25 protein-coding genes are annotated in these 24561 nt (G+C 62.0%); 13 read left to right on the top strand and 12 right to left on the bottom strand.

Annotated elements, in window-relative coordinates:
- The first annotated feature begins 11 nt into the window (after positions 1-11).
- Positions 12-776 carry an amino acid ABC transporter ATP-binding protein gene (locus BFP95_RS19280; RefSeq protein ID WP_003171943.1) on the top strand — a complete coding sequence of 255 codons (765 nt, stop codon included), beginning with the start codon at positions 12-14 and terminating at the stop codon, positions 774-776.
- Between the two features lie 51 nt (positions 777-827).
- Here BFP95_RS19280 and BFP95_RS19275 read toward each other — a convergent pair whose 3' ends face one another.
- Entirely contained in the window at positions 828-1319 is a 492-nt protein-coding gene (locus tag BFP95_RS19275; protein ID WP_065874998.1) for a type II toxin-antitoxin system MqsA family antitoxin, read from the bottom strand.
- The gene (locus tag BFP95_RS19270; protein WP_256534270.1) at positions 1316-1600 is read right to left on the bottom strand and encodes a type II toxin-antitoxin system MqsR family toxin; all 285 of its coding nucleotides are present in this window, start codon (positions 1598-1600) and stop codon (positions 1316-1318) included. Before BFP95_RS19270 ends, BFP95_RS19275 begins: the two co-directional genes overlap by 4 nt.
- 186 nt (positions 1601-1786) lie before the next feature.
- Between BFP95_RS19270 and BFP95_RS19265 the strand changes: the two genes are divergently transcribed.
- Positions 1787-2446, top strand: a complete 660-nt coding sequence (locus BFP95_RS19265; protein ID WP_065874997.1) for a FadR/GntR family transcriptional regulator — start codon at positions 1787-1789, stop codon at positions 2444-2446.
- A complete protein-coding gene (locus BFP95_RS19260; RefSeq protein ID WP_065910572.1) occupies positions 2436-3689 on the top strand; it encodes a CynX/NimT family MFS transporter in 1254 nt (417 codons plus the stop codon). Before BFP95_RS19265 ends, BFP95_RS19260 begins: the two co-directional genes overlap by 11 nt.
- A 4-nt stretch (positions 3690-3693) precedes the next feature.
- On the opposite strand, the gene BFP95_RS19255 is transcribed toward BFP95_RS19260, so the two are convergent.
- From BFP95_RS19255 to BFP95_RS19215, 9 genes are all read right to left on the bottom strand, one after another.
- Positions 3694-4317 (bottom strand): DUF1120 domain-containing protein, encoded by a 624-nt coding sequence (locus BFP95_RS19255; protein WP_065910571.1) that lies wholly within the window; start codon positions 4315-4317, stop codon positions 3694-3696.
- 44 nt (positions 4318-4361) lie between these two features.
- Positions 4362-5009 (bottom strand): DUF1120 domain-containing protein, encoded by a 648-nt coding sequence (locus BFP95_RS19250; RefSeq protein WP_065879580.1) that lies wholly within the window; start codon positions 5007-5009, stop codon positions 4362-4364.
- A gap of 19 nt (positions 5010-5028) precedes the next feature.
- Positions 5029-6153, bottom strand: coding sequence for a DUF1120 domain-containing protein (locus BFP95_RS19245; protein WP_065910570.1), 1125 nt, complete (start codon positions 6151-6153; stop codon positions 5029-5031).
- Between the two features lie 11 nt (positions 6154-6164).
- Positions 6165-8618, bottom strand: coding sequence for a fimbria/pilus outer membrane usher protein (locus BFP95_RS19240; RefSeq protein ID WP_065871713.1), 2454 nt, complete (start codon positions 8616-8618; stop codon positions 6165-6167).
- Positions 8619-8746: 128 nt separating this feature from the next.
- A complete protein-coding gene (locus BFP95_RS19235) occupies positions 8747-9508 on the bottom strand; it encodes a fimbria/pilus chaperone family protein (protein WP_083214591.1) in 762 nt (253 codons plus the stop codon).
- A 2-nt stretch (positions 9509-9510) separates the two neighbouring features.
- On the bottom strand, positions 9511-10140 hold the full coding sequence (locus BFP95_RS19230; protein WP_065879578.1) for a DUF1120 domain-containing protein: 630 nt from the start codon (positions 10138-10140) through the stop codon (positions 9511-9513).
- A gap of 66 nt (positions 10141-10206) precedes the next feature.
- Positions 10207-10830, bottom strand: a complete 624-nt coding sequence (locus BFP95_RS19225; protein WP_065910569.1) for a DUF1120 domain-containing protein — start codon at positions 10828-10830, stop codon at positions 10207-10209.
- A gap of 33 nt (positions 10831-10863) precedes the next feature.
- Positions 10864-11487 (bottom strand): DUF1120 domain-containing protein, encoded by a 624-nt coding sequence (locus tag BFP95_RS19220; RefSeq protein ID WP_065879577.1) that lies wholly within the window; start codon positions 11485-11487, stop codon positions 10864-10866.
- Between the two features lie 21 nt (positions 11488-11508).
- Entirely contained in the window at positions 11509-12141 is a 633-nt protein-coding gene (locus tag BFP95_RS19215) for a DUF1120 domain-containing protein (protein WP_065871717.1), read from the bottom strand.
- 397 nt (positions 12142-12538) lie between these two features.
- On the opposite strand from BFP95_RS19215, the gene BFP95_RS19210 reads away from it, so the two are divergent.
- The 7 genes from BFP95_RS19210 (at position 12539) to dacB (ending at position 20417) form a co-directional block, all read left to right on the top strand.
- Positions 12539-13363: a response regulator gene (locus BFP95_RS19210; RefSeq protein WP_065871718.1), complete on the top strand. Its 825-nt coding sequence runs from the start codon at positions 12539-12541 to the stop codon at positions 13361-13363.
- Between the two features lie 201 nt (positions 13364-13564).
- Positions 13565-14200 (top strand): response regulator transcription factor, encoded by a 636-nt coding sequence (locus tag BFP95_RS19205; protein WP_065871719.1) that lies wholly within the window; start codon positions 13565-13567, stop codon positions 14198-14200.
- Positions 14201-14595: 395 nt separating this feature from the next.
- The gene (locus BFP95_RS19200; RefSeq protein WP_065871720.1) at positions 14596-15066 is read left to right on the top strand and encodes a nuclear transport factor 2 family protein; all 471 of its coding nucleotides are present in this window, start codon (positions 14596-14598) and stop codon (positions 15064-15066) included.
- A gap of 36 nt (positions 15067-15102) precedes the next feature.
- The gene (locus BFP95_RS19195) at positions 15103-15375 is read left to right on the top strand and encodes a GIY-YIG nuclease family protein (protein WP_065871721.1); all 273 of its coding nucleotides are present in this window, start codon (positions 15103-15105) and stop codon (positions 15373-15375) included.
- Positions 15376-15450: 75 nt separating this feature from the next.
- A complete protein-coding gene (locus tag BFP95_RS19190) occupies positions 15451-16386 on the top strand; it encodes a glutathione S-transferase family protein (protein ID WP_065890476.1) in 936 nt (311 codons plus the stop codon).
- A 109-nt stretch (positions 16387-16495) separates the two neighbouring features.
- Positions 16496-18919: a TonB-dependent siderophore receptor gene (locus BFP95_RS19185; protein ID WP_065910568.1), complete on the top strand. Its 2424-nt coding sequence runs from the start codon at positions 16496-16498 to the stop codon at positions 18917-18919.
- A gap of 52 nt (positions 18920-18971) precedes the next feature.
- Complete coding sequence (gene dacB, locus BFP95_RS19180; RefSeq protein ID WP_065890474.1) at positions 18972-20417, top strand: D-alanyl-D-alanine carboxypeptidase/D-alanyl-D-alanine endopeptidase; 1446 nt, start codon at positions 18972-18974, stop codon at positions 20415-20417.
- Position 20418: 1 nt separating this feature from the next.
- Here dacB and BFP95_RS19175 read toward each other — a convergent pair whose 3' ends face one another.
- Positions 20419-21198, bottom strand: coding sequence for an IclR family transcriptional regulator (locus BFP95_RS19175; RefSeq protein WP_065910567.1), 780 nt, complete (start codon positions 21196-21198; stop codon positions 20419-20421).
- A gap of 120 nt (positions 21199-21318) precedes the next feature.
- Between BFP95_RS19175 and hmgA the strand changes: the two genes are divergently transcribed.
- The 3 genes from hmgA to maiA are packed head-to-tail and all read left to right on the top strand — an operon-like array spanning position 21319 to position 24546.
- Positions 21319-22602, top strand: a complete 1284-nt coding sequence (gene hmgA / locus BFP95_RS19170; RefSeq protein WP_065879576.1) for a homogentisate 1,2-dioxygenase — start codon at positions 21319-21321, stop codon at positions 22600-22602.
- 3 nt (positions 22603-22605) lie between these two features.
- The gene (fahA, locus tag BFP95_RS19165) at positions 22606-23892 is read left to right on the top strand and encodes a fumarylacetoacetase (RefSeq protein WP_065910566.1); all 1287 of its coding nucleotides are present in this window, start codon (positions 22606-22608) and stop codon (positions 23890-23892) included.
- Between the two features lie 12 nt (positions 23893-23904).
- Positions 23905-24546 (top strand): maleylacetoacetate isomerase, encoded by a 642-nt coding sequence (gene maiA / locus BFP95_RS19160; RefSeq protein ID WP_065910565.1) that lies wholly within the window; start codon positions 23905-23907, stop codon positions 24544-24546.
- Positions 24547-24561: the final 15 nt, after the last annotated feature.

The following is a 24561-nucleotide window of genomic DNA, read 5'->3' as shown; positions in this document are numbered from 1 at the left end:
GAGTTGTTGTTATGAGCGAAGCGATCAAACAGCCTGTGAGCCCTGAAGGCATTATCCAGATGCAGGGCGTCAACAAGTGGTACGGCCAGTTCCACGTGTTGAAAGACATCAACCTCAACGTCAAACAGGGCGAGCGCATCGTGCTGTGCGGCCCGTCGGGTTCAGGCAAATCCACCACCATCCGCTGCCTCAACCGCCTGGAAGAGCACCAGCAGGGCCGCATCGTGGTCGATGGTGTGGAGCTGACCAACGACCTCAAGCAGATCGAAGCGATCCGCCGTGAAGTCGGCATGGTGTTCCAGCACTTCAACCTGTTCCCGCACCTGACCATCCTGCAGAACTGCACGCTGGCGCCGATGTGGGTGCGCAAGATGCCCAAGCGCAAGGCCGAAGAAATCGCCATGCATTACCTGGAGCGCGTGCGCATTCCGGAACAGGCGCACAAGTTTCCGGGGCAACTGTCCGGCGGCCAGCAACAGCGTGTGGCGATCGCCCGTGCCTTGTGCATGAAGCCGAAAATCATGCTGTTCGATGAGCCGACTTCGGCACTCGATCCGGAAATGGTGAAGGAAGTTCTGGACACCATGATCGGCCTGGCCGAAGACGGCATGACCATGTTGTGCGTGACCCACGAAATGGGCTTTGCGCGCACCGTGGCCAACCGCGTGATCTTCATGGACAAGGGCGAGATCGTGGAACAGGCGGCGCCGAATGACTTCTTCGACAACCCGCAGAATGACCGGACCAAGTTGTTCTTGAGCCAGATTTTGCATTGATCGATGTTTGAATGAATAAACCCGGCCTGGCGCCGGGTTTATTTTTTGGGGCTAGGACACTTTGAGTGCCTCAGCGTCGTTGTTCACGGTGTAGGTGAAAGCGCCACGCATGTCAGCACCTTCTGCCAAGACTTCGGCATCTGCCAGCAAATGCGGGTGACGATCCAATAGCCGCATCAGTAATACCAGCGGCTTGGGGGGAAGAAGCTCGCCGCGTTCGTAGCGAGAGAATGCGTTGTGGCCGCCACCGGACAGTAATTCCACCGCTTCCTTTTGCGTAAGGTGCAATTTGCGGCGGATACGTTTCATCTCGGCGCCAATCATCTTTTGGGCTGCTATGACGAGTTCATCGCCGGCTTCGCCATAACGATCCGCACTATCGGTATCGGGGTCCCAAAAGCCGTCACCGCATACGTGACATTCCCAGCCGGAAAGATTGTCTACCCGGCGCTCCATACCTCTGACCCTGATGGTTTCACTGCGGCCCTCAAAATAATGCAATGCGTCGGGGGCACCACAGATGTAGCAATTTTTTACCTTCATAGGTTCTTCTCCTTGAAGGAGATCACCGGAGGGTCACCGTCCGGGGAGTAAGTGACCTTGATGTAAATCTCCCTATCTTTTGCGTACGTGTGATACACGTCCTGCCAAACCCGATGATCTCTATAGGTGGTCATCGACTTGTACAACATCCAGTTTTGTAACTCATAGATGGCATCCTGCATTTCCTTGATGCTGAAGTGGAGTTCCCTGCCGCACCTTTGTGCTGTGTGGGTAAACGCTCTCCTGCCAAGCCGCTTCACATCCGCCTTTACCACCGCCAGATCGTAATGAGGTGTGTACTTTTACATAAGACACCTGAGTCCAATAATTACCCTCTGAGGGTAATTTTACCAATCGAAAATACTGCTCCTTTTCCTGCCTCAAAACCCTAGTCCGTTGCCTTTGTAGGCTGCTCCGAATAGGCTGTAGGAAAATTCATCCTATGATTGGACGAAAATGCAAAAGCCATGACAGACATCGCCCCCCTGATCAAACGCTCCCTGGTCGACCAGGCGTTGGAGCAACTGCGCCAACGCATCAGTCGAGGGGTGTGGGCCATTGGCGAACGCCTGCCCACCGAGCCTGAGCTGTCCGCCGAGTTGGGCATCAGCCGCAATACCGTGCGCGAAGCCATGCGCGTATTGGCCTTTTCCGGGTTGATTGAAATTCGCCAGGGCGACGGCAGTTACCTGCGTTCGATGACCGATCCGCTGGGCGCGATGCGTGCGTTGTCCCATTGCACGGTCACCCAGGCGCAGGAGGCGCGGCAGATTCTTGAAGTGGAGGCCATCGGCCTTGCGGCGTTGCGCCGAACCCATGACGACCTGGCAGGTTTGCGCGAAGCCCTGCACGCGAGCGCCGCGCTGTATCACGGCGATTTGGAGGCGTACATCAGGGCTGATCTGGTGTTCCACAAGCGCCTGGTAGACGCCGCACACAACCCGGCCTTGAGCGAGCTGTACCAGTATTTTTCCGCCGTCGTCGGCGCCCAATTGCGCCAGACCCTGAACATCTCGCCGCGTCGCCAAGCGGTGTTCGACCTGCATATCGCCCTGCTCGAAGCCGTGGAGCACCAAGACCCGGAACGCGCCAAATCCCTTTGCCGGCAGTTGATCAATGAACCCTGAAACCAAGCTTGAAGAACTGTTGATCGACGCTGAAGCCGACGACGAGGGGGTGCAACACACCCCACCGGTGGTGAGCCGCCCGTGGCTGTTGATCATGGGCTTGATCCTGGTAGCGATGAACCTGCGCCCGGCACTGTCGAGCCTGTCGCCGTTGCTCAGTGCGGTGTCCGACAGCCTGGGGTTGTCGGCGGCCAAAGCGGGTTTGCTGACCACTTTGCCCGTGCTGTGCCTGGGGCTGTTTGCGCCCTTGGCGCCGCTGCTGGCGCGGCGTTTTGGCGCCGAGCGGGTGGTGTTGGGAATTCTGCTGACGCTGGCGGGCGGGATCACCCTGCGCAGTGCGTTCGGCGAAGTGGGGTTGTTCGCCGGCAGCCTGATCGCCGGCGCGAGCATCGGCATTATCGGCGTGTTACTGCCGGGCATCGTCAAGCGTGATTTTGCCAAGCAGGCCGGCACCATGACCGGCGTCTACACCATGGCCCTGTGCCTGGGCGCGGCGTTGGCGGCGGGGGCGACGGTGCCGCTCAGTCATTGCTTCGGCGACAGTTGGAGCGTCGGCCTGGGCTTCTGGATTGTGCCCGCGCTGGTGGCGGCGTTGTTCTGGTTGCCACAGGTCGGCCAAAAGCACGGCGCCCATCAAGTCGCCTATCGCGTAAAGGGCTTGCTGCGCGACCCGCTGGCCTGGCAGGTGACCCTGTACATGGGCCTGCAATCGTCCCTGGCCTATATCGTGTTCGGTTGGGTACCGTCGATTCTGATCGATCGTGGCCTGAGTGCCACCGATGCCGGTTTGGCGCTGTCCGGTTCGATCATCGTGCAACTGCTCAGCGCGCTGACGGCGCCGTGGCTGGCTACCCGTGGCAAGGACCAGCGGCTGGCGATTGTGGTGGTGATGCTGCTGACCCTTGCCGGCCTGTTCGGTTGCCTGTATGCGCCGCTTGAGGGGTTGTGGGGGTGGGCGGTGCTGCTCGGCCTGGGGCAGGGCGGCACCTTCAGCCTGGCGCTGACCTTGATCGTGCTGCGCTCGCGGGACTCCCACGTGGCCGCCAACCTGTCGGGCATGGCCCAGGGCATCGGCTACACCCTGGCTTCCTTGGGGCCGTTGGCGGTGGGCCTGGTGCATGATTGGACCGGTGGTTGGGCAGCGGTGGGCTGGATTTTTGCGGTGATCGGCGTGGGTGCGATCGTTGCCGGCCTGGGGGCAGGCCGGGCGTTGTATGTGGGGGTGAGCAGCGAGAAGGTCTAGTGCCTTACAGGTAGCGCACCGTCAATGTGGCTGAGCCGTCGATGGGCACTTCGCTGGTGAGTGTGAGGTTCTTGGACGGGGCAATGGCCGCGTCGATTTGCATCGAGGCCGTGAGCACTTGCACCGGGACCGGCATGAGCGGTGAGGCCTTGTAGATCGATACCAGGCCACCGTTCCTGAAGTAGCCGCCAGTGTTCCAGGTCAGGCCGCCGTCATTCGAGTGAATACCGTAGCCGCTGTCGCCGTCGGCCAGTATGGACCTGAGCATCACATACATGTTGCCGAGCTTCTGGTTGCCGTTGATCAGCCCCAGTCCCAGGCTTTGGGCGTCATCGAAGTAGGCCGAGCCTGCGCGGTTATCCTGGGTTTCGATCGCCACCAGGGATGCGGCCTCGCACGTGACGGTGAGGGCCGTGGTCATGCTTGGCAGGTCGGTCGGCTGTTCGGGATATAGATCTTTGGACGCGATCTTGCCGACTTCAAACTGGCCGCCATTGGCCAAATTCAATTCACACGCACTCGGTGTAATCAACCCGCTCACGCTCAGGTCGATAGCCGAGGCCGCCTGGGTTTGCGCGGCGCAGGCCATTGCCAGGGTGGCGACCAGGATGGGAAGGGACTTGCTCATGGTGTTGCTCCTTTCTAGGGAAGGTTGTGTGGCAGGGAAAAGGGTTACAGGTAAACGACTTCCAACGACGCTGAACCGTCCATCAACACATCGGTGCTCAGGTCCAGGTTCTGCTTGGCGTTAAGCGTCGCTTCAAGTGTCAGGGTGCTGGTCAGGGTCTGGATTGCCGATGGTCCGGCGGTACTGCCCTGCACATCGGTGAAACCCAACAAACTGCGCGAGCCGATGTCGATGGGGTTGGTATTGGCCATGCGCCACGCCACGCCGCCGGTGGTGGACTCGGTGCCGTAGATCACCGGCACATCATCGACCACGGTTTTTTTCGGGTCGAAGCTCACGGAATACACGCCAATCTTGCCGCCGCTGTTATCCAGGCCGAGGCCGTAGAAAATCTCGCTGTTGACGTGGGCGGTGCCGTCGCGGTTATCGCGCATGCGCAGGGCATAACGGCCCGCCGCGTTGCAGTTGATGCTCAGGGTCAAGGACTTGAGCGGCAGGCGCGTGCCGACCGATTGGTTGAGGTCCTGTTGGGAAATCTTGCCGAAATCCACCAGCCCGCCGCCGGACAACATCGGTGTGCAGGCCATGGGCGTGATCAGCCCGGTGACAGTCAGCTCAACGGTGGACGCGGCGTGGGCGGAACTGCCCTGGGACAACAGGTACACAGCGAGAGGAATCAGGTAACGGTTCATGGTGAGCTCCAGTAGGGGGTCAGAGGTAAGTGATTTCGAGGGTCGCCGCGCCGTCGAGACGCACTTCGTTGCCCAGGTCCAGGCTGTTGAGCGGTGCAATCACCGCCTCCAGGCTTGCGGTGGCACTGAGGGTTTGAATCGCCACCGGGCCGGCGCTGCTGCCGGGCGTGGCGGCAAAACCCAGGTAGCGATTCGCGGCGATGGCGAGGGGGCTGCTGCTGGCGGTGCTCCAGGGCACGCCACCGCTGGCGGAGTCGGTGCGGTACAGCGCAGGCAGGCTGTCGGCGCTGGCCCGGGTTGGGTCGAAGGTCAGCGCGTAGCGGCCGATTTTTTGCTGGCGAGCATCCAGGCCCAGGCCGTAGGTGCCGGCCTCGGCGGGCCCGGTCGCTGAGCCCTCACGGTTGTCCTGCAGGCGCAGGGCGAAGTGGGTGGGGGCGTCGCACGCCACCGTCACCAGCAGGTCGCGGGGGGGCAGGGCGGTGTCACGGTCTGTGTGCAGGTCGCTGACCGAGAGTTTGCCGAGGTTGACGTTGCCGCCATTGGACAGGCTTGGTGTACACGCCGCCGGGGCAAAGCGCGCTTGCAGGCGCAACTCCCGCGAGCGCCCGGCGCCGGTGGCCTCCAGCACGCCGCTGGTGTCCCAGGTCACGGCGTCGCGCACGCGCAGGGCGTCTTCGCTGGCCCAGGCACTGGCGTCGATCTGCAACGACAGGCTGCGGCCAGTGACCACCGCACCGCCGCGCATTGGCACAATGCCGTGGTCGGCGCGCCACGCCAGGCTGGCGCTGCCGAGGCTGGGTGCCTGGCCGCTGGCGCTGAGCAAGCCCAGTTCAACGGCCTCGCCATCCAGCACAGCGTCACTGACGTTCAGGCCATAGCTGCCGCGCTCGGTGAAGCGAAAACGCTCCGGCCCGGCGGCCAGCCCCCGGTAGAACAGGCTCATATCGGTGGCTTGCGCGCAGTTCAAGGTGAGGCTGAGCCGGCGTTCGCCCAGCAATCGTTCCGGCGTCGGCACCAGGGCTGCGGCGCGGTTCATCAGGCCGAAATCCAGGGTCGATTCGCTGATGTTCAATTGGCACTCCTGCGCACCCCAGGCGCCGCTGCTCAGGCACAGGGTGGCTAACAACAGCCCGGTAGGCTTCATGACGATGTTCCTCATGGCTGGAGGCAGCGGGCGGCTGCGCTTTCGAAATACACATCGGGGTCGCCCTTGTTCGGCAACGTGTAGCTCAGGCGACAACGGGGTTGGCCCGGGGCCTTGACCCACAGCGGGCGCTCGTCGAGCACGTTGGGCAGGAACACCTGGCTGCCGTCCTGGACGAGGGTGATGAACTCGCCGTCCGCCGTGGTCACCGCTGCGCCTTTGGGCAGCGGCTGGCCGTCGTCGCGGCTTACCGTGAGCAGCGCGCGACGGGTCACGGCCACGCCGAATTGCACTTTGTCGACCGCGCCGCGTCCGGCGGTCAGCACCGCCAAGCCGTTGCTGATATCGGCATTGCGCGGCAGCGAACGGGTGTGCACTTCCACCGGGCTGCGGCCGTAGGCGCTCAGTTGCGGGACCACGGCCTGGCCTTGCCAGTCGGTCCACACCGGCCCGCTCGGGGTGCTGACTTTGATCCCTGCCATGTCGCCCACCGACATCACGGCAAAAGTGTCGCGCACCGGATAGGGCGAGAACGTCAGGCCGTCACCGTGGGCCACCACACCGCCGCGTGCGCCGCCCTGGTAGCTGGCGCGCTGATCGTCGGAGCGGGTGTAGTTGAAGTCCAGCTGGCTGTAATACGGCAGGGCCGAGACGCCGAGGGTGGCTTCCACTTCGCGGTCGCGGCTGTCACGTTCGACGTCGACGCGGTAGCTCAGTTGGTCGTTGAGTTGCTCGCTGAGCCCGGCGCCCAGGCGATGTTCACCGCCGGTATTGCGTACCCAGGTACGCGCCCGGCGGGTTTCACCCAAGGGCAGGCTGACGTTGAGGTAAAGGCTGTCATCGCTCTGGTGTCGCCCGCCGACTTGCCACTCGGCACTGGCCGATACCGACACCCGCCCGAAGCTGGTGCCCCAGGACGCCAGCGCGCGGCTGCTGTTGTCGCCGCTATAGGATGACGAACGCGAAATCCCGGCACTGAATGCGCCCAGTGTCGGGTGCGCCCAGGAGGCGGTGAAGCTCTGTTGATCGCGGTAGCGCGAGCGTTGCTGGTCGCGAGTGTTGGCGTCGAAGGTCGACTCCTCCAGGTCGCGGTAACCGAGGGAGCGCCACGACGCCGCGGTACTGAACCCCCAGCGATCCGACAGGCGCTGCGACCACGACAGGTCGGTCTGCAGCCCTTGGTCCTGGCCGACGCGGCTGGCTTGGGCGGCCTGGGTCGACCATTGCAGCTGACTGTCCTGCCACGGCAGCCAGCCCAGGCTGACGCCGCTGGATCGGTACGCATCCGCCACCAGCACGCCGGCGCCCACGCTGATTTGCGGGTGCAGCGCACCGCTCCAGCCCGCGCTGACCACCCAGGGTTCGGCTCCGGCACTGTCGCCAATCTGCCGCACCCGCCCGGCCGCCACCGAGAAGCCCGGCGCCGGCAAGCCCAGCCCGAGCATGCCCGCCGGTACGGTGAAACGGCGCTCTTCACCGCTGGTTTCCTTAACCGTGACTTCCACGTCGGAGCGGCTGTTCAGGCGCCGCACATCGGTCAGCGAAAATGGCCCGGCCGGAACCACCGTGGAATGGATCAGCGTGCCGTTCTGACGGATCTCCACCTGGGCCGGGCTATTCGCGATGCCATTGATGGTCGCGCCCTGGTTCTGGTCCTGCAGCGCGGTTTCGGTCAGCACCTGGGCGCCGGTGATTTGCGTGCCGGCCAGCACCGGGTTATAGAGGTTGATCTGCCCGGCCTGCAGCACCGCCTGCTGTTCAGCGAAGGTGCGCTGGGCGTAGGCGTCCAAGTGGGTGGTGCGCGAGCGACTCTCTTGCCAGGTGCGTACCTGGCGGCTGCGCACGATCCAGTCGCCGGCATTGAAGCCGACTTCGGTGTTGGCCGAGCCGAAGCGGCTGGTGTCGCCGCCGTATTCGTTGTGCAGCCCAGTCAGGTCGTAATTGAGCAGCGCGGCAAAACCGCCGCTCTGGTAGCCAGACACATCTCGCTGCGCCGGGCGCAGGGCCTCGGTGGGCACCACCAGGGCCAGGTTGAGGCTGGCCGGGTCTTGCTCGATGACCGTCTGCGGGTAGCGCGCGAGAAAGCTGTCGCAGGCGCCATCGTCGGGGACGATCAGGTTGCCGACATCGAGCAACGCACGGTTGAAACACAGCGTACCGTCGCGCTCGAACGTCACATCGACCCGGCCGCGGCGTTGGCCGTTGACGTTCAGGTTGACGGCATGCCGGCCAGGGGTGAAGCGCGGCGCGTCCAACAGCAGGTTGGCCAGCTCCGGGTCGATGCCACGTTGGGACAAGGTTTGCGGATCAAATGAACCGGCGAGCAACAACTCATCGGCCAGTGGGTCGTTGGCGGGCAGTGTGCCACCCAGGGTCAGGGCCAGTCCCGCCAGAAACCTGCGGGACCGGCGAGTAGGACGACCGGGCACGGCTTCGCCGTCGCGGTCAGTGGTTACTGTGCTCACAAGGTCGTACTCAAGTGTTGGACGCGTGCTACCGATTCCTATCGGTTCACGCCGCGTGCCGGTGGCGTTCAATGGGAGGCCACTTCTTTTTGTCTGGGCGCCGGCTTAGGTCCTTGGGCGCCCGCTTGTCATAGAGCGATGGGGGCTTCGTAGGGCGCCACGGCGAACCCGTATACCGTGGCAGGTTGCAACTGCACACGGGTCGCGCCGCTGGCACTGGCGGTCACGTGCAGGGTTTCGCCGGGCAACACATAAGTGCGCGGCAACAGCGCGGCGCCATCACCCGGCAGCAAGCGCAGTTCCTGGGCCAGGCGCACCACGTAGGGCGTGGGGTTGTGCACGCTCAACTGGTTGTTGTCCAGGCGCCAGGCCAGGCCGGTCCAGGGCGTGCGATTGGGCTCAAGGCCCTTGGGATGAATGATCACCGGCAGGTTCTGGCGCACGGTCACGCCTACGCGAGCATGACCGGCCTGGGTGGCGGAGCGGTTCTGGGGCATGCCTTCGAAGATCACCCGCTTGAGGCGTTGAGTGGTCAGTGGCTCGGGGGTCTGCAGGATGAAGCGCACCAGCTGGCTCTTGGAGGGCTCAACCCGCGCCAGCGGTGGGGTGACGAACAACAGTGACGCAGTGTCCTCGGGGATATCCTCGAGGGTGACGTGCAACAGGGCGAGCTTGTTGTCGGTGTTGGTCACCGACACCGAGGCTTCGCCGTCCTCTTCATGCACGATCACCACCGAAGTGTCCGGCACCATGCCGTCGGCCAGCACCAGCGACGGGCCGCCCAATGCCAGGGCCAGCGCGCCTATATACAGGCATGCGTAGCGCATCAGGGTAGAAAACAACAGGTTCAGAAAGCGGTTGAACAAGGCAACACAAGGGAAGGGGGGCATGGCTACAAGTACCTCAGGTCAAGCACGATGGAGCCGTCCAACGGCACCTCTTGGTTAAGGGTCAGGTAGGCGGCGGCGTTGATCGACGTATTGACGTTCAGGGTGGCGGTCAGCAGGCGATGGGGCTCGGGCACCAGGGTGCCCGGGGAGGCAAAACCCATGTAGTTATTGGGATAGGCGTTGGACTCGGGAAACCAGGTCAGGCCTTGGTTGCTCGAGGCCAATACCAGCACGCCGTCGCCGTCGCCGATGACGTCACGAAAGGCCAGGGACACGGTGCCCAAGCGCTCGGTCGGGGCATGTATGTTGTTGCCCAGGCCGTAATAAAAGCCTGGACCCAGGGACGAATCGGCGCGGTTGTCCACGCCCACCAGCACAAACAGCACGGGCTCGTTGCAACTCACGCTCAAGTCCAGGTTTTGGCTGGGCAACTGGCTGAACTCCCATTGATTGAGCCCGCGTGCCGGCACCTTGCCGTGGTCGACAATTCCGTCGGCCGACAGCGATACGGTGCATGCATTGGGCGTGATCCGCCCGGTGACGTTCAGCTCCGTGCTGGACGTCGCCAGCGCCGAGGGCCCGATACTCATCAGGCCCAACAGAGCAAACAGCGTTGAAGGAGTGGTCTTCATAAAGTGTGTTCACTAGGTGAGCGCGGCCCGGCGTCCTGCCGTGCCGCTGCTCGGTTCAATGGCGGCTTACAGGTAACGCACGGTCAGGGTGACGGAGCCGTCGATAGCGACTTCGTTGTTCAGGGGCAGTTGGCTGGCGGGCGCGATGTCGGAGACCACGGCGAAGTCCGAAGAGAACACCTGCACCGGCACCGGCGCCACGGTGGTGGAATCGGCCACCGAAAGAATGTTGTCGCGCATCACGTAGCGGTCGAGGTACCAAGTCAGGCCGTTGTCCATGGAGGCAATGGTGCGTGCCGCGACGCCATCGGCCAGGGGCGACAGCAGGCGGATGGACATTCGCCCAAGTTTTTCCGTGCCGTTGATCAGGCCCAGGCCGAAATACATCAGGTCGTTGCCGTAGTCCGTGCCTTCGCGGTTGTCTTTGCCTTCGATGGCCATCAGCGTGGCGGCGTCGCAGGTCACGGTCAGTTGCAGGATGTGCTGGGGCAATTGGGTCGGCAGGTCAGGCTTGAGGTCCTTGGCCGAGATCTTGCCGTAATCAATCGCGCCGCCATTGGACAGCGCCGGTGTGCAGGCACTCGGGGTGATCAGGCCCTTGACGGTGAGGTCGACGCTGGAGGCGGCAACGGCCTGGCCAGTGAACGCCAGCAGGGCGGCAGCGATCAGGGTAGTGAGGGACTTGTTCATTTTCAGGGCTCCGTAGGGGGACAGGGACAGGGGTTACCAGTACTTCAGTTGCAGGGTGACGTGACCGTCGATGGGGATTTCATCGAGCAACGTCAGCCCCTTTGAAGGGGCGATGGTGGTGAAGGCGCGCAGCCGCGCACTCAGGTCTTGCATGGCGATGGGCGTGTAGGGGGCACTCGGCGCGGCGAACGAGGTCAGCGCAGCGTGGCCCACGTAGGAAGACGGCCCCCAACTGGCGCCACCATCACGGGACATGATGGTGTTGACCGGCAATTCATCGGCCATCGGCTCGAATACACCAAATGCGACGTCGCCCAGTTTCTGGTCGGGGTTGGCCATGCCCAGGCCGTGGTGGGAGTAATGCCCTGCCGCCGTGCCCGAACGGTTATCCACCATGGTCAGGGTGAAAAACGTCGGCCCTTCACAGTGCACTTCAAAGGCCATCTCGCCCGCCTGAAGGCGGGTGGGCAGTTCGAGGTCGAGGTCACGGGCGGTGAGCTTGCCGTGATCGATCACCCCGTCGCCGGACAGGCTCGGTGCGCACGAGCTGGGGGTGATGGTCCCGGTGACACTCAGGTCCAGGCTGCTGGCGGCGAACACGCCGGGGGCACAGGTCGCCAACAGCAGGGCGAGGGTGGCTGGGGTGGGTCTGGTCATGGGCACAAATCCTTGTGGGGTTTACAGGTAGCGCAGTTCGAAGGTGGTGGAACCGTCGATGGGGATTTCTTCGTTGGCCGGCAACCAGGTTCCGCCCGGGTAGAAGAACGGACTGACCAGGAACGAAACATTCAGGTTCTGGATCGGCAGCACGTTGGCCGGGCCGATGATCCACTCGCCGAAAGCGGTCAGCTTGCGCGGCTCGATCAGGTCCAGCGGGTCAGCGACGCGCCAGGTCTGGCCGTTGTTTTCCGAATACAAGCGGGTGAGTTCGACGCCATCGGCCAGTGAGTCGACAAAGTCCAGCCAGTAGCCGCCCATGGGTTTGCCCGAAGGCATCAACGCGAAGCCGAACGCCCAGGGCGTGAACATTTGCGGGCGATTGTCCTGGGGGGCTAATGCAAACAGGGTGGCCGCTTCACAGTTCACGGCCAGGTCCATTGCCGCCTTGGGCAGGTAGGTGATGTCGCCGGGAAGAATGTCGCCGGCGGCAATTTTGCCCAGCTCAACCACGCCGCCGCTGCTCAGGGTGGGCGTGCAGGCGCTGGGGGTGATCAGGCCGGTGACCGACAGGTCCACACTGCTGGCAGCGTGGGCGCATGCAGCGGCGGTCAGTAATAGAGCAGCCGCGAGGGTGGCGCGGGATGCGTTCATAGGAAAGAGGCTCCAGGTGAAGTAAAGGCGTAGAGGTTCAGGGCGCGCTGATGCGTCAGTGGGCAGTCGTTATTTTTTAAAGGGCGACGTCAGTTCAGGACGGGGAGAAATTTATCGCCCGAGGCGGGGAGGGGGAATGCAACTATTACGATACTGTCGGGCGATGTGGAACTTATCGTCGTGTATGTAGGAAAAACCAACTTGTCGTAGTTGTTGTATCGCTGCAGTTCGTCCATTCAGATATTTTTCGCGCACTTTGTTGGCCGCACCTTATTCAAATGAATGCGGCGAACGTTTATGTGCGAGAAGTTCGAGTGCGGTCGCCCACCTGGTCGACAACATACAGCCGCGCCCTGTCGGGGGGGGCGGTGAGCTGATCGCTCCGTATGAGGTCGATATGCCGGGCAAGACTCCAGGCCGTGGGGCGCGCAAACGTGCGCCCGCGGTGGCTATGCCATTGCATTGGCAAGGCGCCAGGTTGCTGGTGGTCGATGATCAACGCACTTACCGCTTGTTAATGAGTTCGCTGTTGCATCGGCTCGGGCTGGCACATGACGCGGTGGCCGACGGGCGCATGGCCTTGCGGGCCCTGAACGCGCAACGCTACGACATGGTCATTACCGACTGCCGCATGCCGGTCATGGACGGCTATACCCTGGCCCGCGAATTGCGGTGCCGTGAGGCGCGAACCGGGACGCCGCACATTCCGGTGCTGGCCTTGACCGGCTGCCTTGGCCCGGATGAAGTGCGGCGCTGTGTCGATTGCGGCATGGACGGTTGGCTGATCAAACCGGTCGTTCTGGAGCAACTGCGCGAGGTGCTTCTTTACTGGCTGCCGGCTCCGCAGTCACGGCCACGGGGTGGCTGGCGTGAGCCCGTGCCTGCCGCCGTGCAGGAGCGGGTGCCCACGCGCAGCAGCCTTATCGCCACCTTCGGCTCCTGGGCCGTGGTGCAGCCGCTGCTGAGTTGCCTGCTGCAGGAGGCCCGCGAAGATCTCGCCGTGCTCAGCCTGGCCCGCTCCCGCCTTGATGCGACATTGACGACCCAGCGGTTGCATCGCCTTGTCGGCAGCATCGCGTTTTTTGGTGCGACGATCCTTGAGCAACGGGCGGTGCACTTGATTGCCCAAGTGAATCAATCCGGCGTCGCCACGCAGTTGGCGGGCCTTGAACAGTTTCATCGGGATGTTGAACAGTATTTGGAGTGTTTGGCGGCTCTCTGAATTTTCTGACTTTGTGCCGTGGGAATTTATCTATTTGGCATGTAGTACTTTTCTGTATTCCATTTCTTTTTATTTTGTAGGTGAAAGTGTGAGGCCCATTAAATAAAGGCTGGGCGTAAATTGAGCGGCGAGCGCGCAGTTGTTACTAAAGGTTTACCGTTGTATTTTGCTTATACCCAAATTGCCATCATGGAAAAGCCAATGCTTCGCATAATAATTGCTGACGACCACCCGATCGTCCGAGTTGGACAAAAAGTGGTGATTGAGGCGAGTGGTAAATGCAAAGTCGTAGGAGAGGCCAATGGCCCCGACCAACTGCTGGCCTTGATTGCCAGCACCCCGTGTGACGTCATAGTGACGGACTTCGCCATGCCCGGAAATCAACAGGCTGATGGTTATGGCTTGCTGGGGTTGCTGCATCGCCAGTATCCCAACTTGCCGGTGATTCTAGTGACGATGTTTGCCAATATCACCACCCTGCGCACTGCGCTGGCCCAAGGCGCCAAGGCGGTTGTGGCCAAAAGTGCGTCGGCCAGGGAGTTGCCCCAGGCCCTCGCCACCGTGGCCGCCGGGCGTGTGTTTGTCAGTGAGTGCCTGCGGGTGCAACTGGACCAGGCGTGCGTGGCCGAGCCGACTCAGGAACCCCAGTTGTCCGGCAAGGAACAGGAGGTGGTCCGCATGCTCGCCAGCGGTATGACCGTCAGCCAGATCGCCGCGCGGGTCAATCGCAGCATCTCCACCATCAGCAAACAGAAAAGTACCGCCATGCAGCGGTTGTGTATTTCAACTGATGTGGCGTTATTTGCGTATGCGCGAGACACGGGGATGGTGCCTTAGTTGGTAAGTTTTACACTTTTGTGAACGCTTTTAAGTTCGTGTTAGTTGCAGGGGTTGAGAGGGTTGAAACAGTAAAATGTGTGCATGCTCCGGTACAGGTTGATCGGCGCATGACACTGAATACTTATTAAATAAATCGAGCCCCACTGCCGATGCAAAACCTGGTGGTTGATCTCAAGGTGGCGACGACCATTGCGCTCAAGCGTACCTTGCCGGTGGGTCAGGCTATCCCTATGGACGGCAGTGCAACCCTTGAGGTTGTTTACCTCTAAGACGTGCACGCCACTCAGGGCTGGTCCATCGCGTGCCTATTGTTGTGAGGAATGCCGATAGTCTTTCCCGCCCGGGCGGATTATCGTGCGGGCCTCACAACAAAATTTTCCCGGAGCCTGCCCATGAGTGATGCCCACGACGCCCTGATCACCCGCTTCTACCAAGCCTTTCAACGCCTGGACGCCGAAGGCATGGTTGCCTGCTACACCGACGATGTGGTGTTCAGCGACCCTGCATTCGGCGAGCTGCACGGGCGTGATGCCGGCGATATGTGGCGCATGCTCACCACACGGGCCAAGGACTTTTCGCTGACGTTCGATCATGTGCGCAGCGACGAGACCACCGGCAGCGCGCACTGGGTCGCGACCTATTTGTTCAGCGCGACCGGCAACACGGTGGTCAACGACATCGGTGCGCGGTTCGTGTTTCGCGACGGCAAGATTTGTGAGCACCACGATCACTTCGACCTGTGGCGCTGGTCGCGTCAGGCCTTGGGCCTCAAGGGCCTGCTGCTGGGTTGGTCGCCCGCGCTGAAAAACGCCGTGCGTGCCCAGGCGCTCAAAGGCTTGAAGGCATTCCAGGCCAGTCGTTGATAAGATTGGCGTCCCTTGGTCTTACCGAATGCACCCGTGACCACGCCTGAACCCAAACTCTGGTTTGTCTACCTGGTGCGCGCCGCCAATGGCTCGCTGTACTGCGGCATCAGCAATGACCCGGTGCGCCGCTTTGCTGCTCACCAGAGCGGCAGGGGCGCGCGGTTTTTCCTGTCCAGCCCGGCCGTGGCGCTGGTGTACACCGAGCAGTGCGCGAGCAAGGGCGAGGCGTTACGCCAGGAGCGGTTGATCAAGAAGTTGAAGAAGAGCGCCAAGGAATGCCTGGCGGCGAGTGGCTCATTGATTTGACTGATGGGCTCTCATCACCCCCAATCGGGTTTTTGCAGGCTAAGCTAGCGGCTCATTTCAAGAGCGGAAGCTGGCATGTCTGAGTTGATTCTTCATCACTACCCGCAGTCCCCCTTCGCTGAAAAAGCCCGCCTGTTGCTGGGCTTCAAGGGCTTATCCTGGCATTCGGTGTTGATCCCGCCGGTGATGCCCAAGCCTGACTTTACCGCCCTCACTGGCGGCTATCGTAAGACGCCAGTGTTGCAGGTCGGCGCGGATATCTACTGTGACACCGCTATGATTGCGCGTCGTCTGGAACAGGAAAAAGCCGCTCCTGCGTTGTTTCCCCAAGGCCTGGAAATGGTCGCCCAAGGCTTCGCTGCCTGGGCTGATTCGGTAGTGTTTGCCCACTCGGTTGCGTTGGTGTTCCAGCCCGAATCCCTGGCGGTCAAGTTCGCCAAGGTGCCGCCGGAAATGATCAAGGTATTGGTGGCGGATCGCAGCAAACTGTTCAGCGGTGGCACGGCGGCGCGTCTGCAACTGGACCAGGCCAAGCACCAATGGCCGGTGATCATCAACCGCATTGATCAGCAACTGCGGCACCAGTCGGGGGATTTCCTGTTCGGTGAGCCTTCGATTGCCGACTTCTCCCTGGCCCACCCGTTGTGGTTCCTCAAGGGCTCTTCGGTGACGGCGCCTTTGGTGGATGGGTATCCCTGCGTTGTTGCATGGCTGGACCGTGTGCTGGGTTTTGGCCATGGGACCTCCACTCAGATGAGCGCCGAGCAAGCCTTGGACGTGGCGCGCAGCGCGACGCCGGCGGCAGTGCCGCATGAACTGTTCGAGGACTTGAACGGCTTCGAGCCAGGCCAGCAAGTCACCATTTGCGCAACTGACTATGGCACTGACCCCGTGGCAGGCGAGTTGCTATTTGCGGGCCGCGAAGAGCTGATCCTGAGGCGCACCGATGAGCGCGCGGGCACCGTGAATGTGCATTTCCCACGCTTCGGTTTCCACATTCAGGCGCAATAAGTAAAAATATTTGCAAATAAGGGTGAGGTAAATTGCCGGCCCATCCGTGTAGTGCATGAAACTGCGATCTATTCGCATTAACAGCGTTTTCTACACGGGTTCTCATAGCATGAAGTCGACGGCGGGCGGTTTGGTTAAACAGTGGTTGGGCGCCTCGGTATTGGCAGCGTCGGGGCTGGCGTTGCTACCCCTGTGCGTGGCGCAGGCGCAGGAGCAGCAAAGCGCCCAGTTCAGCTTTGCCCTGGCGGCCAAACCGCTGCCCCAGGCCCTGAGCGACTTCAGCCGGGTCACCGGGATCAGCGTGATCTACACCGATGAAGCGCCCTACGGCCTCACCGCCCCGGCAGTCAGTGGGCAGATGAGCGCGACCCAGGCCCTGCAACGCCTGCTCGGTAACAGCGGCTTTACCTTTCGCCAGATCGACGCACGCACCCTGGCCCTGGAACCGGTGCCCACCGAGGGTGCGGTCAACCTCGGTGCCACCACCATCAGTGGCGTCGGCCAACAGACTCAGGACAGCACCAGCTACCAGCCACCGCCGACCAGTTCGGTGATGCGCTCCCGTGCCTTGCTGCTCGAAACCCCGCAAACCGTCAACGTCGTCCCCGCCCAGGTACTGCGTGACCAGACCCCGCGCAACCTGGATGACGCCCTCGCCAACATCAGCGGCATCACCCAGGCCAACACCTTGGCCAGCACACAGGACGCGGTGATGCTGCGCGGCTTTGGTGACAACCGTAACGGCTCGATCATGCGCGACGGCATGCCGATCGTGCAGGGGCGTGCGCTGAATGCCACGGCGGAGCGCGTCGAAGTGCTCAAGGGCCCATCCTCGCTGCTGTACGGCATCCAGGACCCGGGCGGCGTGGTGAACATCGTCAGCAAAAAGCCTGAGCTGGTGCAGTCCACGGCCCTGACCGTGCGCGGTTCAACCTTCGGTGACGGCAAGAACGGCAGCGGCGGCAGCCTCGACACTACCGGCCCGATTGGCGACAGCGGCCTGGCGTATCGGTTGATCGTTGACCATGAAGACGAGGATTACTGGCGTAACTTCGGCACTCACCGTGAGAGTCTGATCGCGCCGTCGCTGGCCTGGTATGGGGACACCACCCAGTTGCTGTTGGCCTACGAACATCGCGAGTTTCTCTCGCCGTTCGACCGTGGCACCGCCATCGACAAGTCCAACCACCCGCTGGATATCCCGTCTACCCGGCGTCTGGACGAGCCGTTCAACAACATGGAAGGCCGCTCCGACCTGTACCGCTTCGAAGCCGACCATGATTTGAACGACGACTGGAAAGCTCACTTCGGCTACAGCTGGAACCGCGAAACCTATGACGCCAGCCAGGTGCGCGTCAGTGCCGTGAATACCAACGGTACCCTGACCCGCAAGATGGACGGCACCAAAGGTGCGATCACCACCGACCGTTTCGCCACGGCCAGCCTGGAAGGCAAGGTCAATGTGCTGGGCATGCAGCATGACCTGGTGTTTGGCCTGGATGATGAATACCGCAAGATCTATCGCGCCGATTTGATCCGTCAGAACTCGCGCGCCGCCAGCTTCAACTACAACAACCCGGTGTACGGCAACGAAGTGGCGGGCACCACCGTCAGCGCCGCCGACAGCGCCCAGACCGACCTGCTGCGCAGCGACTCGCTGTTCTTCCAGGACGCGATCCACCTGACCGACCAGTGGATTTTCGTGGCCGGCGCGCGCTACCAGATGTATGACCAGTACGCGGGCAAAGGCGTGCCGTTCAAGGCCAACACCAACGGCAATGGCCAGGCCTGGGTGCCGCGTGCGGGCCTGGTGTACCGCTACACGGATGAATTGTCGTTCTATGGCAGCTACACCGAATCGTTCAAACCCAACTCCACCATTGCCGCATTGGCCGATGGCAGCACCTTGACCGGCGACCTCACGCCCGAGGAATCCAAGTCCTGGGAGCTGGGGGCCAAGCTCGACATCCCAGGGCGTATCACTGCCAGTGCCGCGTTGTTCAATATCGACAAGCGCAATGTGCTGGTCTCGGTCGGTTCCGGCGCGAACACCGTCTACAGCATTGCCGGCCAGGTGCGTTCGCGTGGCCTGGAACTCGACGCCAGTGGCCAACTGACCGACAAGTGGAGCCTGATCGGCAGCTACGCCTACACCGACGCACTGGACGTCAAGGACAACGACCCGACACTGGAAGGCAACCGCCTGCAAAATGTCGCCAAGCACACCGGCTCGCTGTCGGTGGCGTATGACTTTGGCAACATTTTTGGCGGTGATCAGCTGCGTGTGGGTACCGGTGCGCGCTATGTCGGTGAACGCGCAGGTGATGCGGCCAACGATTTCACCCTGCCGGGTTATACCGTGGCGGATGCATTTGCCACCTACGACACCAAAATCGATGGGCAAAAGGTCAAGTTCCAGCTCAACGTGAAGAACCTGTTCGACCGCGTCTACTACACCTCGGCGGCGAGCCGGTTGTTCGTGTCCATGGGCGATGCGCGACAAGTGTCGGTGTCCAGCACCCTGGAGTTCTAAGGGCGATGTGGTAGCGTTGCCGCCATTGATGATTGGGCGGAAAAAAATACCGATGCCGTTTGGACGATGGATACACCTGTTGTGCTTGAGCGTGTTGCTGGGTGGTTGCGCGAGTGTTTCGACGACTTCCACCCCGGCAACCCTGGACCAGCTCCTGGCCGATCCGGCCTTCAATGGCGCCACCGTTTCGGTGATGGTGCGCGATGCCCGCAACGGCGACACCCTCTATCAACACAACCCGCGTACGCGGTTGATTCCCGCGTCCAACCTCAAGCTGTTGACCACTGCGGCAGCGCTGGATGTGCTGGGGCCGCAGTACCGTTTTTCTACCCAGTTGTTGAGCAATGGCACGCAGCAAGGTGAGCGCCTCACCGGCAACCTGTACCTCAAAGGCCTCGGCGATCCGACCACGCAGTTCGCCGATTACCAGGCACTGGCGGCACAGCTTGCAGGCCAAGGCGTGCGCCAGATCCAGGGCGACCTGGTATTCGACGACACCTTTTTCGACGCCGAACGGCTGGGCGTGGACTGGGCACAGGACGATGAAAGCACCTATTACGGCGCGCAGATTTCAGCGCTGACCGTGTCACCCAACACGGATTTTGATGCAGGAACATTGCTGGTTACGGCGAAGGCGCCCGCTGTGGTTGGCCAACCGGTCAGCGTGATGTTGAGCCCGTCCACCGATTACGTACAACTGAGCAATCGCGCCGTCAGCGGACCCGGCAACAACTACGGCATCACCCGCCAGCACGGCACCAATTTGCTGCAGCTCACTGGTGCGTTGGCGCCGGGTAAGCAAAGTCGACAGTGGGTGAGTGTGTGGGAGCCGACACAGCTGGTGGCCAATCTGTTTGAACAGGCGTTGGCACAGCAGGGCATTCAGGTGATGGGACGGCGTGTGATCGGCGGTGCAAGCCCTGTGACGGCCAGGGTCCTGGCCGAGCATCAATCGGCGCCGTTGCAGGAACTGATCACGCCGCTGCTCAAACTGTCGAACAACAACATGTCTGAGGCGTTGCTCAAGGCCATGGGCCGTAAGGCGTCGAATACAGGTACGGCGCAGGCCGGTGTCGCGGCAGTGGCGGACTTCATGCGCCACCAGGGTTTGGACCCGATGACGCTGAGCCAGGTCGATGGTTCGGGCTTGTCGCGGCGCAACCTGGTGTCGTCGCAGAACCTCACGGACCTGCTGCTGGCCACGGCCAAACAGCCCTGGTTCGAGGCGTGGTACACCGCCTTGCCGATCGCCGGCAACCCGGACCGCATGACCGGCGGCAGCTTGCGTTATCGCTTGCGCGGCACCGCGGCTGAGAACAACCTGCACGCCAAGACGGGGTCTATGGCCGGGGTCTCCTCGCTGAGCGGCTATATCACCGATGCTGACGGGCGACGCTTGGTGTTCTCAATGATCAGCAACAACTACCTGAGCGATGCAGCGCCGATCCGCGCGCTGGAGAACCGCGTGGCACTGGCCCTGACTCAATGGCACGATTAGCTCAGGGCTGATAGCCCATTCGCCAACTCACGGCCTGGGTCGCCGCCAACAAGCGTTGCGCCGCCGGGCCATCTTCATCGGCGTGGAACAGTGAGGTGGGGCCGACCACGGTCATCACCGCCGCCACTTGGCCGATGGCGTTGAACACGGGGGCCGACAAGGCGTCCACCCCAGGCATCAGCAAACCATGCACAAAATGCAGGCCACGGCTGCGGATCTGCTGGCAGACGGTGGTGTAAGCCTGGTCATCGGCCAGGGCATGGGCGATACCGGCCTGGATCTCGCGGTCACGCAATTCCACAGTTTCCCGCGACGGCAGAAAGGCGCTGAACACCAGCCCGGTGGACGAACTGAGCAGCGGCAATACGGAACCCAATTGCGTCACCACCGTGACGGCGCGCACGGCGGGTTCGATCTGCACCACGGTCGCGCCCTGGTTGCCCCACACCGCCAGAAAGCAGGTCTCATTCAATTCGTCGCGCAACTCTGCCAGCGGCATTGCGCCGACTTTCAATACGTCCATGCTGCCCAGCGCCGCCAGGCCCACGCGCAAGGCTTCACGGCCCAGGCCATAGTGGTTGGTGGCGGTGTTCTGTTCGGCGAATCCCGAGGCGATCAACGCCTGCAGGTAGCGGTGCACCTTGCTCGGAGGCATCTGCACATGCTCGGCCAAGCGCGACAATGAGGTCGCCGGCGACAGTTCGGCCAAGGCCTTGAGGATGTCGGTGCCCACTTCGGCCGAGCGGACTTTCTGTTTACCGGTGTCGCGAGGCTTTTCCATGGAGGGGCGAGAGTCCGAGAGATGAATGGGCGTCTTTATAGCTTGACGGTCGATAGTGATCAAATTACGTTATGCGTAACTGGATTACGATAAAAACAACTTCCGTGTAGAGGATGATCCATGAACCTCGAATACCTGTCGGGCTTCGGCAATGAATTCGCCAGCGAAGCGCTGCCCGGCGCATTGCCGGTCGGCCAGAACTCCCCGCAAAAAGCGCCTTATGGGCTGTACACCGAGCTGTTCTCCGGCACAGCGTTCACCATGGTGCGCAGCGAAGCCCGGCGTACCTGGCTTTACCGCATTCAGCCGTCGGCTAATCACCCTGCGTTCGTCAAGCTTGCGCGGCAATTGGCTGGTGGGCCGTTGGGCGCGGTAACGCCCAATCGCTTGCGTTGGAACCCGTTGGATGTTCCAAGTGAACCGACGGACTTCGTTGATGGGCTTGTAGGAATGGTCGCCAATTCGGCGCTGGAAAAACCCTCTGGCATCAGCATCTATCACTACTGTGCCAACCGTTCGATGGAGCGCGTGTTCTTCAACGCCGATGGCGAATTGTTGATCGTCCCCGAGCAAGGTCGGCTGCGTATCGCCACGGAATTGGGCGTGCTGGAGGTGGAACCGCTGGAGATCGTCGTGCTGCCGCGAGGCCTCAAGTTCCGCGTCGAACTGCTGGATGCCCAGGCGCGTGGCTACGTCGCTGAGAACCACGGCGCGCCGTTGCGCCTGCCGGACCTGGGCCCCATCGGCAGCAATGGCCTGGCCAATCCGCGCGATTTCCTCACGCCGGTTGCGCACTACGAAGACCTGAAAAAGCCTACGACGCTGGTACAAAAATTCCTCGGTGAACTCTGGGCCTGCGAACTCGACCATTCCCCGCTCAACGTCGTCGCCTGGCACGGCAATAACGTGCCGTACAAATACGACCTGCGCCGTTTCAACACCCTCGGCACGGTGAGTTTCGATCACCCGGACCCTTCGATTTTCACTGTCTTGACCTCGCCGACCAGCACCCACGGCTTGGCTAACCTCGACTTCGTGATTTTCCCGCCGCGCTGGATGGTGGCCGAGAACACCTTCCGCCCGCCGTGGTTCCACCGCAACCTGATGAACGAATACATGGGCCTGATCCAGGGCGCCTACGATGCCAAGGCCGAAGGCTTCCTGCCCGGCGGCGCGTCGCTGCACAGCTGCATGAGCGCCCACGGCCCGGACGGCGAGACCTGCACCAAGGCGATCAACGTCGAGCTGGCGCCGCACAAGATCGATAACACCATGGCTTTCATGTTCGAGACCAGCCAAGTGCTGCGTCCCACACAGTTCGCCCTGGAATGCCCGCAACTGCAAAACACTTACGACGCGTGCTGGGCCTCGCTGCCCGCCACCTTCAACCCGAATCGGAGATAACCCATGACTCAGCCAACACTAACGCGCAGCTGGGTGACCTCGGCCAATGGTCACGCGGATTTTCCCCTGCAAAACCTGCCGCTGGGGGTGTTCAGCCTCAACGGTTCGGCACCGCGCAGTGGCGTGGCGATTGGTGATTCCATCCTTGATCTGCACGCCGCCTTGGATGAGTTCGACGGTGAAGCGCGTCGCGCCGTTGAAGCGACCGCTGGCGGCCAACTGAACGAGTTTTTTGAACTCGGCCGTGGCCCGCGCGTGGCCTTGCGCGAGCGTCTGCTGGAACTGCTGGCTGAAGGCAGTAAACTGCAAACCCGCGAGGCACAGGTGCTGCACCGCGCCGCCGATTGCCAGATGCACCTGCCGGCGAAAATCAATGACTACACTGACTTCTACGTCGGTATCGAACACGCGCAAAACGTCGGCAAACTGTTCCGCCCCGACAACCCGCTACTGCCTAACTACAAGTACGTACCGATTGGTTACCACGGCCGCGCATCGACCATCCGTGCCTCGGGCACCGAGGTGCGTCGTCCCAAAGGCCAAACCTTGCCAGCCGGCCAGACCGAGCCAACTTTCGGCCCATGTGCGCGCCTGGACTATGAACTGGAGCTGGGCATCTGGATCGGCCAGGGCAATGCGATGGGCGATTCGATCCCCATTGGTGACGCGGCCGAGCACATCGCCGGTTTCTGCCTGCTCAATGATTGGTCGGCGCGGGATATCCAGGCCTGGGAATATCAGCCGCTGGGGCCGTTCCTGTCGAAAAGCTTCATCACCACCATTTCACCGTGGGTGGTGACCGCCGAGGCCTTGGAGCCGTTCCGCAAGGCGCAACCGGCGCGGCCTGAGGGCGACCCGCAACCACTGCCGTACTTGCTGGATAAACGTGACCAGGCTGCGGGTGCGCTGGATATCGAATTGGAAGTACTGCTCACCACCGCCGCCATGCGCGAGCAGAACCTGCCGGCGCATCGCCTGGCCCTGAGCAACAGCCTGCACATGTACTGGACCGTCGCGCAGCTGGTTGCGCATCACAGCGTCAACGGCTGCCAGTTGCAAGCGGGTGATCTGTTTGGGTCGGGCACCTTGTCGGGGCCGCAAGAAGGCCAGTTCGGCAGCCTGTTGGAAATGACTGAAGGCGGCAAAAAGGCAATCGAGTTGCCGTCCGGCGAAGTGCGCAAGTTCCTGGAAGATGGTGACGAAATCATCCTGCGCGCCCGTTGCAGCCGCGAAGGTTTTGCTTCCATCGGCTTCGGCGAATGCCGCGGCACCGTGGTCGCGGCGCGCTAGGAGGGCAGGGCGATGGAACTCTATACCTACTACCGTTCCACCGCGTCGTACCGGGTGCGTATCGCCTTGGCACTCAAGGGCCTGGATTTCAGTGCCGTGCCAGTCAACCTGCTGGTGCCGGCGGGTGGTGCCAATCGCCAGCCGGAGTACCTGGCGATCAACCCACAAGGTCGCGTGCCGGCGTTGCGTACTGATGAGGGCGAGTTGCTGATTCAGTCACCGGCGATCATCGAATACCTGGAGGAACGTTATCCACAGGCGCCGTTGCTCTCCAAAGACTTGGCGACCCGCGCGCATGAGCGTGCGGTGGCGTCGATTATCGGCTGTGATATCCACCCACTGCATAATTCGAGCACCCAGAACCTGCTGCGGCAATGGGGGCATGACGAGACGAAGGTGTTGGAGTGGATCGGTCATTGGATCAGCCAGGGGCTGGGTGCGGTGGAGCAATTGATTGGTGACCAAGGTTATTGCTTTGGCGACCAGCCGGGGTTGGCTGATGCGTTTCTGATCCCTCAGCTGTATGCGGCAGAACGCTTCAAAGTGCCATTGGCGGCGTACCCGCGCATTGGGCGGGTGGCGGGGCTGGTGGCGCAGCATCCGGCATTTATCCAGGCCCACCCTGCCAATCAACCCGACACACCCCAACCCTAAATGTGGGAGCGAGCA

This window comes from Pseudomonas sp. 58 R 12 (assembly GCF_900005865.1).
In the GTDB taxonomy this organism is placed as follows: Bacteria; Pseudomonadota; Gammaproteobacteria; order Pseudomonadales; family Pseudomonadaceae; genus Aquipseudomonas; species Aquipseudomonas tritici.
This window is presented reverse-complemented; position numbering and strand designations above follow the sequence as displayed.